Source organism: Streptomyces ziwulingensis, from assembly GCF_039542605.1.
Lineage (GTDB): Bacteria > Actinomycetota > Actinomycetes > Streptomycetales > Streptomycetaceae > Streptomyces > Streptomyces ziwulingensis.
The window spans coordinates 25,493-39,141 of sequence record NZ_BAABIG010000005.1; the positions used below are offsets into that span (position 1 = coordinate 25,493).

At 71.3% G+C, this 13,649-nt stretch carries 16 protein-coding genes and 4 tRNA genes; 5 read left to right on the top strand and 15 right to left on the bottom strand.

Translation table 11 applies throughout. The annotated features are described in order from the left end of the window. Positions 1–74: 74 nt before the first annotated feature. Both secE and ABEB00_RS02075 read right to left on the bottom strand, forming a co-directional pair. A complete protein-coding gene (secE, locus tag ABEB00_RS02070; RefSeq protein ID WP_345617050.1) occupies positions 75–362 on the bottom strand; it encodes a preprotein translocase subunit SecE in 288 nt (95 codons plus the stop codon). A 108-nt stretch (positions 363–470) separates the two neighbouring features. Continuing rightward, positions 471–543: transfer RNA gene (locus ABEB00_RS02075), tRNA-Trp, on the bottom strand. Between the two features lie 269 nt (positions 544–812). On the opposite strand from ABEB00_RS02075, the gene ABEB00_RS02080 reads away from it, so the two are divergent. After that, a complete protein-coding gene (locus ABEB00_RS02080) occupies positions 813–2,039 on the top strand; it encodes a pyridoxal phosphate-dependent aminotransferase (protein ID WP_345617051.1) in 1,227 nt (408 codons plus the stop codon). 126 nt (positions 2,040–2,165) lie between these two features. Continuing rightward, on the top strand, positions 2,166–3,206 hold the full coding sequence (locus ABEB00_RS02085) for an adenosine deaminase (RefSeq protein ID WP_345617052.1): 1,041 nt from the start codon (positions 2,166–2,168) through the stop codon (positions 3,204–3,206). A gap of 27 nt (positions 3,207–3,233) precedes the next feature. On the opposite strand, the gene ABEB00_RS02090 is transcribed toward ABEB00_RS02085, so the two are convergent. The 8 genes from ABEB00_RS02090 to ABEB00_RS02125 all read right to left on the bottom strand — a co-directional run bounded on the left by ABEB00_RS02090 (position 3,234) and on the right by ABEB00_RS02125 (position 8,273). Next, positions 3,234–4,289, bottom strand: a complete 1,056-nt coding sequence (locus ABEB00_RS02090; RefSeq protein WP_345617053.1) for a UDP-N-acetylmuramate dehydrogenase — start codon at positions 4,287–4,289, stop codon at positions 3,234–3,236. Between the two features lie 82 nt (positions 4,290–4,371). Next, entirely contained in the window at positions 4,372–5,820 is a 1,449-nt protein-coding gene (locus ABEB00_RS02095) for a DHA2 family efflux MFS transporter permease subunit (RefSeq protein WP_345617054.1), read from the bottom strand. A gap of 101 nt (positions 5,821–5,921) precedes the next feature. Further along, entirely contained in the window at positions 5,922–6,491 is a 570-nt protein-coding gene (locus tag ABEB00_RS02100) for a TetR/AcrR family transcriptional regulator (protein WP_345617055.1), read from the bottom strand. Positions 6,492–6,826: 335 nt separating this feature from the next. After that, the gene (locus ABEB00_RS02105) at positions 6,827–7,255 is read right to left on the bottom strand and encodes a MaoC family dehydratase (protein ID WP_345617056.1); all 429 of its coding nucleotides are present in this window, start codon (positions 7,253–7,255) and stop codon (positions 6,827–6,829) included. 2 nt (positions 7,256–7,257) lie between these two features. Then, complete coding sequence (locus ABEB00_RS02110) at positions 7,258–7,710, bottom strand: FAS1-like dehydratase domain-containing protein (protein ID WP_345617057.1); 453 nt, start codon at positions 7,708–7,710, stop codon at positions 7,258–7,260. Between the two features lie 116 nt (positions 7,711–7,826). Then, entirely contained in the window at positions 7,827–7,991 is a 165-nt protein-coding gene (rpmG, locus tag ABEB00_RS02115; protein WP_018834916.1) for a 50S ribosomal protein L33, read from the bottom strand. 90 nt (positions 7,992–8,081) lie between these two features. Continuing rightward, a tRNA-Met gene (locus ABEB00_RS02120) sits at positions 8,082–8,154 on the bottom strand. A 46-nt stretch (positions 8,155–8,200) separates the two neighbouring features. After that, positions 8,201–8,273: transfer RNA gene (locus tag ABEB00_RS02125), tRNA-Thr, on the bottom strand. A gap of 363 nt (positions 8,274–8,636) precedes the next feature. Between ABEB00_RS02125 and ABEB00_RS02130 the strand changes: the two genes are divergently transcribed. Together ABEB00_RS02130 and ABEB00_RS02135 are read left to right on the top strand one after the other, a co-directional pair. Further along, the gene (locus ABEB00_RS02130; RefSeq protein ID WP_345617058.1) at positions 8,637–9,914 is read left to right on the top strand and encodes an amidohydrolase family protein; all 1,278 of its coding nucleotides are present in this window, start codon (positions 8,637–8,639) and stop codon (positions 9,912–9,914) included. Between the two features lie 183 nt (positions 9,915–10,097). Further along, entirely contained in the window at positions 10,098–10,754 is a 657-nt protein-coding gene (locus ABEB00_RS02135; RefSeq protein ID WP_345617059.1) for an NAD(P)H-binding protein, read from the top strand. A 27-nt stretch (positions 10,755–10,781) separates the two neighbouring features. On the opposite strand, the gene ABEB00_RS02140 is transcribed toward ABEB00_RS02135, so the two are convergent. Next, positions 10,782–10,994, bottom strand: coding sequence for a hypothetical protein (locus ABEB00_RS02140; protein WP_345617060.1), 213 nt, complete (start codon positions 10,992–10,994; stop codon positions 10,782–10,784). A gap of 98 nt (positions 10,995–11,092) precedes the next feature. Next, positions 11,093–11,174: transfer RNA gene (locus ABEB00_RS02145), tRNA-Tyr, on the bottom strand. 165 nt (positions 11,175–11,339) lie between these two features. Here ABEB00_RS02145 and ABEB00_RS02150 point away from each other — a divergent pair. Continuing rightward, positions 11,340–11,828: a YajQ family cyclic di-GMP-binding protein gene (locus ABEB00_RS02150; RefSeq protein WP_345617061.1), complete on the top strand. Its 489-nt coding sequence runs from the start codon at positions 11,340–11,342 to the stop codon at positions 11,826–11,828. A 125-nt stretch (positions 11,829–11,953) separates the two neighbouring features. On the opposite strand, the gene ABEB00_RS02155 is transcribed toward ABEB00_RS02150, so the two are convergent. From ABEB00_RS02155 to htpX, 3 genes are all read right to left on the bottom strand, one after another. Further along, complete coding sequence (locus ABEB00_RS02155) at positions 11,954–12,220, bottom strand: GlsB/YeaQ/YmgE family stress response membrane protein (protein ID WP_345617062.1); 267 nt, start codon at positions 12,218–12,220, stop codon at positions 11,954–11,956. Between the two features lie 75 nt (positions 12,221–12,295). Beyond that, complete coding sequence (locus tag ABEB00_RS02160; RefSeq protein ID WP_345617063.1) at positions 12,296–12,688, bottom strand: YccF domain-containing protein; 393 nt, start codon at positions 12,686–12,688, stop codon at positions 12,296–12,298. Then, positions 12,685–13,548: a zinc metalloprotease HtpX gene (gene htpX / locus ABEB00_RS02165; protein WP_345617065.1), complete on the bottom strand. Its 864-nt coding sequence runs from the start codon at positions 13,546–13,548 to the stop codon at positions 12,685–12,687. Before htpX ends, ABEB00_RS02160 begins: the two co-directional genes overlap by 4 nt. Between the last annotated feature and the right edge of the window lie 101 nt (positions 13,549–13,649).

Here is a 13,649-nt window from a genome sequence, read left to right on the forward strand (position 1 = left end):
TGCTTCTTCCTGGATACATAGGGGTGGAACACGCGAAAAAAGCGCCGGGTACCTCGGCGCTCTTCGCTCGCGGGTCAGCCGAAGACGTACTTGGCGACGTGGTCGAGTCCGTAGTCAATCACGGTGACCAGGCCGATCATGATGACCACGAAGATGATCACCACAGTGGTGTACGTCGTGAGCTGATTGCGGCTTGGCCAGACGACCTTGCGGAGCTCCGCGACGATCTGGCGGTAGAAGAGCGCGAGGCGCTTCAGCGGGCCCTTCTTGGCCCGCTTGCCGCCCTTGCGCTGCTTCTTCTTGGAGTCCGGCGCCTCGTCCTCGGCATCAGGCATGTCGATGGAGCCCACGGCGTCCGTCACGCGTCCTCACCTGATTCCGGGTCGTGGCCGTGCCGCGCCCGGTCTGAGCCGCACGGCGGTGCATTGCTGTACGTACATGCGCACACATCCTGGCGGAGGAGTGTGTAGCAGGGCCGGAGGGACTTGAACCCCCAACCGCTGGTTTTGGAGACCAGTGCTCTACCAATTGAGCTACGACCCTTTGCGTGTCCCCAACGTACCGCATCCGTCCGGATGCTTGGTGGGCACCGGATGTGCGCGGGCCGCTGGAGGCCGACGAGGTGAGAGTGTACGTGGTCCGGGGCCGGGCGTCGAACAGAAAGGCCGGTACGGGACACCGGTGGTCGCGGGCCGGGGAAGATCGCCCAGGCCGGGACGCGGTTCGGGACTGGTGTTCAAATTCGCGCACGGAGTTGTTCAGTCCGTGAAACCCGTGTGCCGGGCGGGTTACCGGTCTGGAACGATGGGTTCATGAGCGCTGCAACCCCTCCCACCGAGCGCCGGGTCTCCGCCCGAGTCGGCGCGATCTCCGAGTCCGCCACCCTCGCCGTGGACGCCAAGGCCAAGGCCCTCAAGGCCGCCGGGAGGCCGGTGATCGGCTTCGGCGCCGGTGAACCCGACTTCCCGACCCCGGACTACATCGTCGAGGCGGCGATCGAGGCCTGCAAGAACCCGAAGTACCACCGGTACACGCCGGCCGGCGGCCTGCCCGAGCTGAAGGCCGCCATCGCCGCGAAGACGCTGCGCGACTCCGGTTACGAGGTCGACGCCTCGCAGATCCTGGTCACCAACGGCGGCAAGCAGGCGATCTACGAGGCGTTCGCCGCCATCCTCGACCCGGGCGACGAGGTCATCGTCCCGGCGCCGTACTGGACGACGTACCCCGAGTCGATCCGGCTGGCCGGCGGGGTGCCGGTCGACGTCGTCGCGGACGAGTCGACCGGCTACCGGGTGAGCGTGGAGCAACTGGAGGCGGCCCGCACGGAGAAGACGAAGGTCGTCCTCTTCGTCTCCCCGTCGAACCCGACCGGCGCGGTCTACACCGAGGCCGAGACGGAGGCCATCGGCCGCTGGGCCGTCGAGCACGGCCTGTGGGTGCTGACCGACGAGATCTACGAGCACCTGGTCTACGGCGACGCCTCCGCCGTCTCGCTGCCCGCGGTCCTGCCCGAGCTGCGCGACAAGTGCGTCGTGGTCAACGGTGTCGCCAAGACGTACGCGATGACCGGCTGGCGGGTCGGGTGGATCATCGGCCCGAAGGATGTGGTGAAGGCCGCGACCAACCTGCAGTCGCACGCCACCTCCAACGTCTCGAACGTGGCCCAGGTCGCCGCGCTCGCCGCCGTCTCCGGTGATCTGGCGGCCGTGGCGACGATGCGCGAGGCGTTCGACCGCCGCCGCCGGACGATCGTGCGGATGCTGAACGAGATCGACGGCGTGGTCTGCCCCGAGCCCGAGGGCGCCTTCTACGCCTACCCGTCGGTGAAGGCGCTGCTCGGCAAGGAGATCCGCGGCAAGCGCCCGCGCAGCTCGGTCGAGCTGGCCGCGCTGATCCTGGAGGAGGCCGAGGTCGCGGTGGTGCCGGGTGAGGCGTTCGGCACCCCGGGGTACCTGCGGCTGTCGTACGCGCTGGGTGACGAGGACCTCGCCGAGGGCGTGAGCCGCATCCAGAAGCTGCTGGCGGAGGCCCGGGACTGACCCGCCCCTCCGGTTCACGGCCCTCCCCCGGACTGTCCGGGGGAGGGCCGTGTTCGTTTGTGCGAGCAAGACCACGAACGGGCAATGCGCTACCGGGAGCGGTGCGGCGTACGGCAGGATCTTGGGATGGAGCGTGTACGTGATCTCTCTGAACTGCCGAAAGCCCATCTGCACCTGCACTTCACCGGTTCGATGCGGCCCGCCACTCTGCTGGAGCTCGCCGACAAGCACGGCGTCCGCCTGCCCGATGTCCTGACCGAGGCCATGTCCGGCGGGGAGTCGCCGAAGCTGCGGGCCACCGACGAGCGCGGCTGGTTCCGTTTCCAGCGGCTGTACGACGCCGCCCGTTCGTGTCTGCAGGATGCCGACGACATCCGGCGGCTGGTCCGGGAGGCCGCCGAGGAGGACGTGCGGGACGGTTCGGGGTGGCTGGAGATCCAGGTCGACCCGACCTCGTACGCGCCGCGCCTGGGCGGGCTGATCCCGGCGCTGGAGATCATCCTGGACGCGGTGGACACGACCGTCCGGGAGACCGGGATCGGTATGCGGGTGCTGGTGGCCGCCAACCGGATGAAGCATCCGCTGGACGCGCGGACGCTGGCCCGGCTGGCGGTGCGTTACGCGGACCGGGGTGTGGTCGGCTTCGGGCTCTCGAACGACGAGCGGCGTGGCATGGCCCGGGACTTCGACCGGGCGTTCGCCATCGCCCGGGAGGGCGGTCTGCTGTCGGCGCCGCACGGCGGCGAGCTGACCGGCCCGGCCTCGGTGCGCGACTGCCTGGACGACCTGGACGCCGACCGGATCGGGCACGGTGTGCGGGCCGCGGAGGACCCGCGGCTGCTGAAGCGGCTGGCGGACCGGCAGATCACCTGCGAGGTCTGCCCGGCGTCGAACGTGGCCCTCGGGGTGTACGAGAAGCCGCAGGACGTGCCGTTGCGCAAGCTGTTCGAGGCGGGGGTGCCGATGGCGCTGGGCGCGGACGACCCGCTGCTGTTCGGCTCCCGGCTGGCGGCCCAGTACGAGATCGCCCGCCGGTACCACGGCTTCACCGACGCCGAGCTGGCCGAGCTGGCCCGGCAGTCGGTGCGCGGTTCGGCGGCCCCGCGGGACGTGAAGGCGAAGCTGCTGTCGGGCATCGACGCCTGGCTCGCCGCCCCGCTCCCCTGAGCAGCGCGCGGGGCCCCGGCCCGCCCGCTACAGGTCGACGCCGACCGTCACCGGCTCGTTGACCAGGGTGACGCCGAAGACCTCGCGGACGCCGGTGACGACCTCGCGGGCCAGGGCGAGGAGGTCCTCGGTGGTCGCCGTGCCCCGGTTGGTGAGGGCGAGGGTGTGCTTGGTGGAGATGCGGGCGGGGCCGGTGCCGTAGCCCTTGGTGAAGCCCGCGCGGTCGATCAGCCAGGCGGCGGAGGTCTTGGTGCGGCCCGCTCCCGCCGGGTAGGCGGGCGGTTCGACGCCGTCGCCGCACTGTTCGCGCACGCGCGCGCGGAAGGCTCCGAACTCCTCGTCGGTGAGGATCGGGTTGGTGAAGAAGGAGCCCGCCGACCAGGTGTCGTGGTCCTCGGGGTCGAGGACCATGCCCTTGCCGGCCCGGAGCTTCAGCACGGTCTCGCGGGCGGCGGCCAGGGGGACGCGGTCGCCGGGTGCTACACCGAGGACGCGGGCGGTCTCGGCGTACTTGACCGGACCGGAGAGCCCGCCGGCGTCCTCCAGGGCGAAGCGGACGCGCAGGACGACGTAGCGGGCGGGGTCGGCCTTGAAGCGGCTGTGGCGGTAGGAGAAGGCGCACTGCTCGTTGGTGAGGGTGACCGTCTCGCGGGTGGTGCGGTCGTAGGCGACGACCTCGGTGATCGTGGACGAGACCTCCTGGCCGTACGCGCCGACGTTCTGTACGGGGGTGGCGCCGGCCGAGCCGGGGATGCCGGCCAGGCACTCGACGCCGGCGAGCCCGGCCTCGACCGTGCGGGCGACGACGTCCGTCCACACCTCGCCGGCGGCCAGTTCCAGGCGGGTGCCGTCGAGGGCGAAGCCCTTGGTGGCGATGACGAGCGCGGTGCCGTCGAAGCCCTTGTCGCCGATGACCAGGTTGGAGCCGCCGCCGATCAGGAGGAGGGGCGTCGCGCTGTCGTCGGCCTCGCGGACGGCGTCGATCACCTCGGCGTCGGTGGTGGCCGTCAGCAGCCTGGTCGCGGGGCCGCCCAGCCGGAAGGTGGTCAGCGGGGCGAGGGGAGCGTCGTGGAGTTCCTGCACCCGCCAAGAGTACGAGACGGCCGAGCCCGGGCTCGGGCTCGGGCTCGGGCTCGGGCTCGGGCTCGCGGTGCTGTCGGCCGGGTCAGCCGGCGACCCGGTCCAGGACGGGTGCCGGCTCGGCCGGGCCGGCCGGGTCGCCGGGTCGCGTGGCGTGCCGCCGGGTGGGGATGAGGAGTGCGGCGACCGCGGCGAGGGCGACCGCCGCGCTGCCTGTCACCAGGGCCGGGCGCAGGCCGTCGACGAAGTTCTGGCCGCTCCGGTAACCGCCCTGGGCGGCGAATATCGAGCCCATGACGGCGATGCCGAGCGCGCCGCCCACCTCGCGCATCGCGTTGTTGGCGCCGGAGGCGATGCCCTGTTCGTGGGTCTGGACGCTGGACATCACCAGGTGGGAGGCGGGGGCGAAGAACAGGGCCATGCCGATGCCGCTGATGATCAGGCCGGGCAACTGGGCGGCGTAGGAGACGTCCGCGGTGACCACGGAGGCGAGGTAGCCGAGGCCGGCGGCCTGGAGGAAGAGGCCCGTGGCGACGACCGGGCGGCCGCCGATCCGGTCGGCGAGGAGGCCGGCCACCGGGGCGACGAGCATCGGCATTCCGGTCCAGGGCAGCATGCGCAGGCCCGCCTCGGTGGGCGAGTAGCCGAGCACGCCCTGCATGAACTGGCTGAGCAGGAAGATCGAGCCGAACATGCCGAGGAACATCAGCAGGCTCGCCGCGTTGATGCCGGAGAAGGCGCGGGAGCGGAAGAGGCGCATCGGGAGCATGGGGTTCTCGGCGCGGGCGCTGTAGCCGACGAAGCCGGCGAGCAGCGAGGTCCCGGCGAACAGCGACAGGAGGACCACGGAGTCGGTCCAGCCGTCGGCGGGCCCGCGCACCAGGCCGTAGACGATGCCGAACAGGCCGCCGCTGGCGAGCAGGGTGCCGGGGATGTCGAGCCGGGTGCCGGCCCCGTGCGACTCGGCGAGGCGCAGGCGGGCGAGCGGCAGCAGGGCGATGCCCAGGGGCACGTTGAGCCAGAAGATCCACTGCCAGGAGATGTGCTCGGTCAGGCTGCCCCCGATGAGCGGCCCGGAGGCCACCGCGAGTCCGTTGACGGCACCCCAGATGCCGTACGCCATCCCGCGCTTGGCGGCGGGCACGGCAGCGGTCAGCAGGGTGAGCGTCAACGGCATCATGACCGCCGCGCCGGCGCCCTGGAGGGCACGGGCGGCGATGAGGCTGTCGATCCCGGGTGCCAGGGCCGCGGCGGCGGACGCGACGGTGAAGACGGTGATGCCGACGAGGAAGAGCCGGCGGCGGCCGAAGCGGTCGCCGAGGGCCGCGCCGGACATCAGCAGGACGGCGAAGGTGAGGGTGTACGCGCTCACCGTCCACTCCAGGTCGTGCAGCGCGCCGCCGAGGTCCTCGCGGATGGAGGGCAGGGCGGTGGTGACGACGAGGTTGTCCAGGGCCGCCATGAATCCGGCCACGCTGGTGATGACGAGTGCCCAGGCCGCGCGCCCGCGGCTTGGTGAGGCTTGCTGTGACATGACTCCCCCAGAGGTGGTCGCTGATGTCATTGGTCGTTTCGTTAGCTAGTGATCACTACCTTGCGCGGGCATGAGAAGAGGCAGGATGCCCCCCTTGCCCCCTAGGGCTCGATCCGCCCGCCGGGGCGCGTCGGCCCGTTCACGCTCTCCCACACCCGGTGGCCGGGCGGGAATCCCATGGTCACCAGGGAGTTGATGAGCATCCCGTGGGCCATGAAGCCGGTCGTCCTGCCGGTGTCCGCGCCGAGCAGCAGGTGCACGGTGTCCCAGAGCCGCGTCCAGCCGGCCCGTACGACTTCTCCGAACTCGCTGTCGCCGGCCTGCTCGGCGGCGCCCACGGTGATGTACATCTGCATCTGCATCAGCACCCGCTCCGGCTGCTCCACGATGACCTCGGCGTACGCCTGCCCCATGGCGTGCAGGGCCGCTTCGCCCTCCAGCCCTTCGGCGGCCTCCTCGAACGTACGGATGGTGTCCTCGATACACCGCTGCGCCGCCGCGAGGAAGATCGCCTTCTTGCCCGGGAAGAGCCGGAAGAGGTACGGCTGCGAGACGCCGACCCGCTTGGCGATCGCCTCGGTCGACGTGCCGTAGTAGCCCCCGCGGGCGAACTCGGCCATCGCCGCACGGACGACACTCTCGCGCCTCTCTTCTGCGCTCATCCTGACCATACGAGAAAGTTAGTGCCCAATTACTAACTATGCAAGAGGGGGCGGAGAGTGTGGGTGCAGGGTGGAGGTCCCAGGTGAGGGCCCCAGGTGGGGATCCCAGGTGGGGGTCCCAGGCGAGGGCCCCAGGTGGGGATCCCAGGTGGGGATCCCAGGTGGGGGTGCAGGGTCGGGGCAGGAAGTGGGGGCGGGACGGGCGGCCGGGGGCGGAACGCCGCGCCTGCGCGGCGCGTTGGGGCCGGTAGGGGGCCCGCGTCACGTAAGGGGCGTTCACCATGGGTGAGCGCCCCTTACACAGCGGTGAGCGCCTCTGACACAGCGTCCCGCGTCGGCGGGCCTCAGCTCAGCCGCACGACCGCCCGGGACATCCCGAGCACTTTCTGTCCGGCGCTGGTAGCTGTCAGGTCGACGCGGACGGTGTGGTCGTCCAGTTTGGCGGCGACCTTGCCGCTGACCTCGATGACGGCGCCCCGGCCGTCGTCGGGTACGACGACCGGCTTGGTGAAGCGCACGCCGTACTCGACGACCGAGCCCGGGTCTCCGGTCCAGTCGGTGACGACGCGGACGGCCTCGGCCATGGTGAACATGCCGTGCGCGATCACGTCCGGCAGCCCGACCTCGACCGCGAACTTCTCGTTCCAGTGGATCGGGTTGAAGTCGCCGGAGGCGCCCGCGTACCGCACGAGCGTGGCGCGCGTCACGGGGAACGACTGCGCCGGCAGCTCGGTGCCGACCTCGACCTCGTCGTACTTGACGGTCGTCGCCATGGTCAGGCCCCCTGTGCGGCGCGCGAGACGAGCTTGGTCCAGGCGGTCACGACGTGGTCGCCGGCCTCGTCGTGGACCTCGCCGCGGACGTCGATGATGTCGTTGCCCGCCATGGACTTGATGTTCTCGATGGTCGAGGTGACGGTGAGCCGGTCGCCGGCGCACACCGGCCGTGTGTAGGCGAACCTCTGGTCGCCGTGCACGACGCGGCTGTAGTCGAGCCCCAGCTCCGGGTCGTGGATGACCTCGCCGGCCGCCTTGAACGTGATGGCGAACACGAAGGTCGGCGGGGCGATCACGTCGGGGTGGCCGAGCTTCCGCGCGGCCGCGCGGTCGACGTAGGCGGGGTTCGCGTCGCCCACGGCCTCCGCGAACTCCCGGATCTTCTCCCGGCCGACCTCGTACGGGGCGGTGGGCGGGTAGTTCCGCCCCACGAAGGACTGGTCGAGCGCCATCGGCTCGGCACCTCCTGGTTGCTCTGCTGACCGGTACGGGTGTCCGGCATCGGGTCGTTCAACGACGCGAGGCCGCCCCCGATCACTCGGGGACGGCCTCGTGTACGAGCCTGTTTCTAGCGCGTTTCGCGGTGCGCGGTGTGCGCGTTGCAACGCGGGCAGTGCTTCTTCATCTCCATTCGATCCGGGTTGTTACGCCGGTTCTTCTTGGTGATGTAGTTCCGCTCCTTGCACTCCACGCAGGCCAGCGTGATCTTCGGGCGGACGTCGGTGGCAGCCACGTGAGTGCTCCTTGACGGACGGATGGGACTGGGTTAACGCATAGAAGAGTAGCCGATCGAAGGACCGACCCCGAAATCGGCTACTTAAAGTAGCGGTGACCGGACTTGAACCGGTGACACAGCGATTATGAGCCGCTTGCTCTACCGACTGAGCTACACCGCTGCGATGCGATCTTCCCCCGTCTCGCGACGGGGGCCTTTCACACCAGAGCCCCAATGCGGAATCGAACCGCAGACCTTCTCCTTACCATGGAGACGCTCTACCGACTGAGCTATTGGGGCGAGCGATGAAGACATTACACGGTCGGCCGCCGTTCGCCCAAATCCGTTTCGCGCCTCCTGTCCCGGCCCGTCCTAGCGGCGTTCACCGGGCGTCCGGACAACGCCTGCCCGGCCCCCGCGCAGCGCCCGCCCGGCCCCCGTACGGTGCTCGCGCAGCGCCCGTACGGTGCTCGCGCAGCGCCCGTGCGGTGCTCGCCAGGTGCTCCGCGCCGGGTCGTCCGGGCCGGGTCTCCCGCCGGGTGGACCACGCCCGGTACGACTATTGCGCGCCTGCACACCGTGCGCTGGTCACCGTCCTAGGCTCGCCTCACTCTGCGTGATCTCGCGCCCCCACTGCGCAGGCCCCGAGCCCAGAGGAGCACGATGCCCGACAGCCGGCCGCAGTCCCCCTGGTCCTCCCCCTCGGGCCCCGCCGACCGCGGCTCGCTCCTGTTGGCGGGGGCGCGTCTGAGCGACGGCAGGACCGTGGACGTGCTGCTGCGCGGCGGGCGTATCGAGGCCGTCGGCACGGCGGGCAGCCTCGCGGCGGCCGGCCCGCCCGGCACCGGTGCGGGCGCACGCGTGGAGCTCGACGGGCATCTCCTGCTGCCTGCCCCGGCCGAGCCCCACGCCCACTCCGACACCGCTCTGACGGCCGATGCCGCCGGGCCTGTCTCCTACGCGCTCCGGGACGTCCAGTTCAGGGCCACGGAGGCGGCCCTGCTGCAACTGGGGCACGGGGCGACCTCGTTGCGGGCGCACGTACGCGTGGGGGGCGTCCAGGGGCTCGGCGCGCTGACCGCCGTACTGCGGGCCCGGCGGTCGCTGCGTGGCCTGGTGGAGCTGAGGACGGTGGCGATGCCGCGCGTGCTGACGGGAACGGCCGGGGCCGAGGGGCTGGCGGTGCTGCGCGACGCGGTGAAGATGGGCGCGGACGTGGTGGGTGGCTGTCCGGATCTCGACCCCGACCCGGCGGGGTACGTGGAGGCGGTGCTGGAGGTGGCCGCGGAGCACGGCCGCCCGGTGGATCTGCACACGGACGCCGCCGATCCCGCCCGGCTGGCGCGGCTGGCGGCGATGGCGGGCGGGCTGCGCCCGGGAGTGGTGCTGGGGCCCTGCGGCGGCCTGGACCGGCTCCCCGCCGAGGTGGCGCACCGGACCGCGGACCAGCTCGCGGCGGCCGGGGTGACGGTGGTGTGCCTGCCCCAGGGCGGCTGCGGCGGCGTGGATGACCGCGACACGGCTCCGGTACGGCTGCTCCGGCGGGCCGGTGTCCGGGTGGCGGCCGGCAGCGGCGCGCTGCGGGACGTGGCCAACCCGGTGGGCCGCGGTGACCCGTTGGAGGCGGCGTACCTGCTGGCCTCCCGGCACGGACTGCGGCCCGAGGAGGCGTACGAGGCGGTGAGCGGGGCGGCACGGGCCGCGCTGGGCCTGCCGGAGGTACGCGTGGAGGCGGGTTTCCCCGCCGAGCTGCTCGCGGTGCGCGGAGACCGGCTCTCGGGGGCGCTGTCCCTGGCATACAGCCGGGTCGTGGTGCACCGGGGGCGCGTGGTGGCCCGTACGAGCGCGGTACGGGAGTACGGCGACTCCGGCGGCTCCGGCGGCTCCTCGGCGGTGTCGGAGCCGGGGCTTCCTCGGCAGGGGCGCGGCGAGGTCCCCTGACGGCCCTCTGCGGCTCCCTGACGGCACTCGGCGGCCCCCTGCGGCCCCTGGCCGCCTCGTCAGGCCCCTGGCCTCCCTGTCGCCCCGCCGGGAAGGTTCGTGCCCCGGGAGGGTTCGTGCCCCGGGAGGTGCCTGGCGGGAGCCGTGCGGCGGAGGCGGCCTCCGGGGCGTACGGTCGAAGGCATGCGCATTGTCATCGCTGGTGGTCATGGTCAGATCGCGCTGCGGCTGGAGCGTCTGCTCGCCGCGCGTGGGGACGAGGTGGCGGGCATCATCCGCAAGGCCGGGCAGGCCGACGACCTCCGGGAGGCCGGTGCCGAACCGGTCGTCCTGGACCTGGAGTCGGCCTCCGTGGAGGAGGTCGCCGAAGCGCTCCGGGGCGCGGACGCGGCGGTCTTCGCGGCGGGCGCGGGTCCGGGCAGCGGGGTGGACCGCAAGGACACGGTGGACAAGGCCGCGGCGGTCCTGTTCGCGGACGCGGCGGTCCGGGCGGGCGTACGGCGCTTCGTGATCGTGTCGTCGATGGCGGCGGACCCCGAGCACCGGGGCGACGAGATCTTCGACGCCTATCTGCGCGCCAAGGGCGAGGCGGACGCCTATGTGCGCTCGCTCGACGCGCTGGACTGGACCGTGCTGCGTCCCGGGGCGCTCACGGACGACGCCGGGTCCGGTCTGGTCCGGCTGGAGGCGCGGACGGGCCGCGGCCCGGTCCCGCGCGACGACGTGGCCGCCGTGCTGGCGGAGTTGGTGGACACCCCGGCCACGACCGGCCTCACCCTCGAACTGATCACCGGCCCGACCCCGGTGTCGGTGGCGGTCAAGTCGGTGGCCGGCAACTGAGGCGGCCGCCCCGGGCGGCGGTTCCGCTCAGAACAGCGGCAGTTGCCCGGGGAAGTCGGGGACGAGGTATCCGTCCAGCGAGGGCTGGGCCGCCCCGATCTGGGCCGGCCGGCGCGAGCCGGGGCAGGAGACGAGTTCGGCGCTCGTGCGGGCGCCGGGCGGATCGTGCCGCGCGTACCGCCCGGCGACGACGGCGATCTCGCGGCGGCACACGGGGCAGTTGCGGCGACGGGACTCCATGGGGCCAGTCTGCCGCAGCCCACGCCGGGACCCGCGGCCCCACGGGCTAGTCCCACAGACAAGGAAGACCCCCTCCCGAAGGAGGGGGTCTTTCGATGTGGCGGCGCCAGGGTTCGAACCTGGGTAGGCTAAGCCGGCAGATTTACAGTCTGCTCCCTTTGGCCGCTCGGGCACACCGCCAGGGGTTCGCTGCCCTTCGCACCCCTTTTCGGCGGCGCTCCGTGGCAACGACGTAAACAATACCCGATGGGGAGGGGTGCTTCGCCACCTGATTGGTCTGCGCCCGGCGGGCGGCGGGTGGCTAGGCTTGTCCGACACGCACCCCGATACAAGGAGCCACAGGACATGGCCGACTCCAGTTTCGACATCGTCTCGAAGGTCGAGCGGCAGGAGGTCGACAACGCCCTCAACCAGGCCGCCAAGGAGATCACGCAGCGCTACGACTTCAAGAACGTGGGCGCTTCGATCGAGTGGTCCGGTGAGAAGATCCTCATGCAGGCGAACTCCGAGGAGCGGGTCAAGGCGATCCTCGACGTCTTCCAGTCCAAGCTGATCAAGCGCGGCATCTCGCTGAAGTCGCTGGACGCGGGCGAGCCGCAGCTCTCCGGCAAGGAGTACAAGATCTTCGCGTCCGTCGAGGAGGGCATCTCCCAGGACAACGCCAAGAAGGTGGCGAAGATCATCCGCGATGAGGGCCCCAAGGGTGTGAAGGCCCAGGTGCAGGGCGAGGAGCTGCGGGTGTCGTCCAAGAACCGTGACGACCTCCAGGCCGTGATCGCCCTGCTGAAGGGCAAGGACTTCGACTTCGCGCTGCAGTTCGTCAACTACCGGTAGTTCCGGCGGTACGAGCCGACGAGCGGGCGGTACGAGAAGGGCGGGCACCGGTGGTGTCCGCCCTTCCTCCCTCTCGCTTCCCTCTCGCTTCCCTCTCGCTTCCCTCTCGCGTCCCTCTCGCGCGTTCAGTCGCGCGAGTTGCCGAACAGGAGGCGGTAGGCGATCAGGAGGACCAGCGAGCCGCCGATGGCCGCCGCCCAGGTGGTGCCGTCGTAGAAGTCCTTGCTGACCGGGTGGTCCAGCCAACGGGCCGATATCCAGCCGCCGATGAAGGCGCCGGTGATGCCGATCAGGGTGGTGCCGATGAGGCCGCCCGGGTCGCGGCCCGGCAGCAGGAACTTGGCGATGGCTCCGGCCAGCAGCCCCAGAATGATCCAACTGATGACGGTCATGTCCTCAACCCTGCCCCCTCGCGCTGTGCCCGCCCTGCGCAGCGGCTGTGACCTGCGCCGCTTCCCCGGGGTGGTTCAGCGGGCGGCGAACGGCTGGTCGGTCCGTACGATGTCGCGGCCGAGCGGGAACAGGGAGATTGGGATCAGCTTGAAGTTGGCGATGCCGAGCGGGATGCCGATGACCGTGACACAGAGCACGATGCCGGTGGTGATGTGGCCGAGCGCCAGCCACCAGCCGGCGAGCAGCAGCCACAGCACGTTGCCCACGCAGGAGGGCGCGCCCGCGTCCCGGCGTTCGACCGTCGTGTACCCGAAGGGCCACAGGGCGTAGACGCCGATCCGGAAGGCCGCCACGCCGAACGGGATGCCGATGATCGTGACGCAGAGCAGGGCGCCCGCGGCCAGGTAGGCCAGGAACAGCCAGAAGCCGCTCAGGACGAGCCAGACGACGTTGAGGAGGGTCTTCATCGGTTCCGTCCTGCCATCTTCTCGAGCCGGGCGATACGTTCCGCCATCGGCGGGTGGGTGGAGAACATCTTGGAGAGTCCCTGGCCCGGGCGGAACGGGTTGGCGATCATCATGTGGCTGGCGGTCTCGATGCGGGGCTCCGGGGGCAGCGGAAGCTGCCTGGTGCCCGCTTCGAGCTTGCGCAGGGCGCTCGCGAGGGCGAGCGGGTCGCCGGTGAGCTGGGAGCCCGAGGCGTCGGCCTCGTACTCGCGGGAGCGGCTGACGGCGAGCTGGATGAGGGTGGCGGCGAGCGGGCCGAGGAGCATGATCAGGAGCATGCCGACGATGCCGGGCCCGTCGTCGTCGCTGGAGCGGCCGACGGGGATCAGCCAGGCGAAGTTGACCAGGAACATGATCACGGAGGCGAGGGCACCGGCGACCGAGGAGATCAGGATGTCCCGGTTGTGGACGTGGCTCAGTTCGTGGCCGATGACGCCGCGCAGTTCGCGCTCGTCGAGCAGGCGCAGGATGCCTTCGGTGCAGCAGACGGCGGCGTGCCGCGGGTTGCGGCCGGTCGCGAAGGCGTTCGGGGCCTCCGTGGGGGAGATGTAGAGGCGCGGCATGGGCTGGCGGGCCTGGGTGGAGAGGTCACGGACCGTGCGGTACAGGCCCGGGGCCTCGAACTCGCTCACCGGACGGGCGCGCATCGCGCGTAGCGCCAGTTTGTCGCTGTTCCAGTACGCGTAGGCGTTGGTGCCCAGGGCGACGAGTACGGCGACGACGAGCCCGGCCCGGCCGAAGAAGCCGCCGATGACGATGATGAGTGCGGACAGTCCTCCGAGGAGGACCGCGGTCCTGAGCCCGTTGTGCCGGCGGTGCACGGTACGCCCTCCAAGTGGTGCAGCAGGGGAACCCTTTGCTTGCTGGTCTCGCTCGCTGTGGTTGCTTCCCGGTCTGTCGATGCCACCGGTGCCGTGTGTCA

Excerpts from the sequence above, each read along its gene's own strand:
- ABEB00_RS02100 (WP_345617055.1), bottom strand. The coding sequence starts at position 6,491 with ATGGTCAGGATGAGCGCAGAAGAGAGGCGCGAGAGTGTCGTCCGTGCG.
- ABEB00_RS02110 (WP_345617057.1), bottom strand. The coding sequence starts at position 7,710 with ATGGCGCTCGACCAGTCCTTCGTGGGGCGGAACTACCCGCCCACCGCC.
- ABEB00_RS02085 (WP_345617052.1), top strand. The coding sequence starts at position 2,166 with ATGGAGCGTGTACGTGATCTCTCTGAACTGCCGAAAGCCCATCTGCAC.
- ABEB00_RS02150 (WP_345617061.1), top strand. The coding sequence starts at position 11,340 with ATGGCCGACTCCAGTTTCGACATCGTCTCGAAGGTCGAGCGGCAGGAG.
- ABEB00_RS02160 (WP_345617063.1), bottom strand. The coding sequence starts at position 12,688 with ATGAAGACCCTCCTCAACGTCGTCTGGCTCGTCCTGAGCGGCTTCTGG.
- ABEB00_RS02105 (WP_345617056.1), bottom strand. The coding sequence starts at position 7,255 with ATGGCGACGACCGTCAAGTACGACGAGGTCGAGGTCGGCACCGAGCTG.
- ABEB00_RS02140 (WP_345617060.1), bottom strand. The coding sequence starts at position 10,994 with ATGGAGTCCCGTCGCCGCAACTGCCCCGTGTGCCGCCGCGAGATCGCC.
- ABEB00_RS02130 (WP_345617058.1), top strand. The coding sequence starts at position 8,637 with ATGCCCGACAGCCGGCCGCAGTCCCCCTGGTCCTCCCCCTCGGGCCCC.
- ABEB00_RS02155 (WP_345617062.1), bottom strand. The coding sequence starts at position 12,220 with ATGACCGTCATCAGTTGGATCATTCTGGGGCTGCTGGCCGGAGCCATC.
- ABEB00_RS02095 (WP_345617054.1), bottom strand. The coding sequence starts at position 5,820 with ATGTCACAGCAAGCCTCACCAAGCCGCGGGCGCGCGGCCTGGGCACTC.
- ABEB00_RS02080 (WP_345617051.1), top strand. The coding sequence starts at position 813 with ATGAGCGCTGCAACCCCTCCCACCGAGCGCCGGGTCTCCGCCCGAGTC.
- ABEB00_RS02135 (WP_345617059.1), top strand. The coding sequence starts at position 10,098 with ATGCGCATTGTCATCGCTGGTGGTCATGGTCAGATCGCGCTGCGGCTG.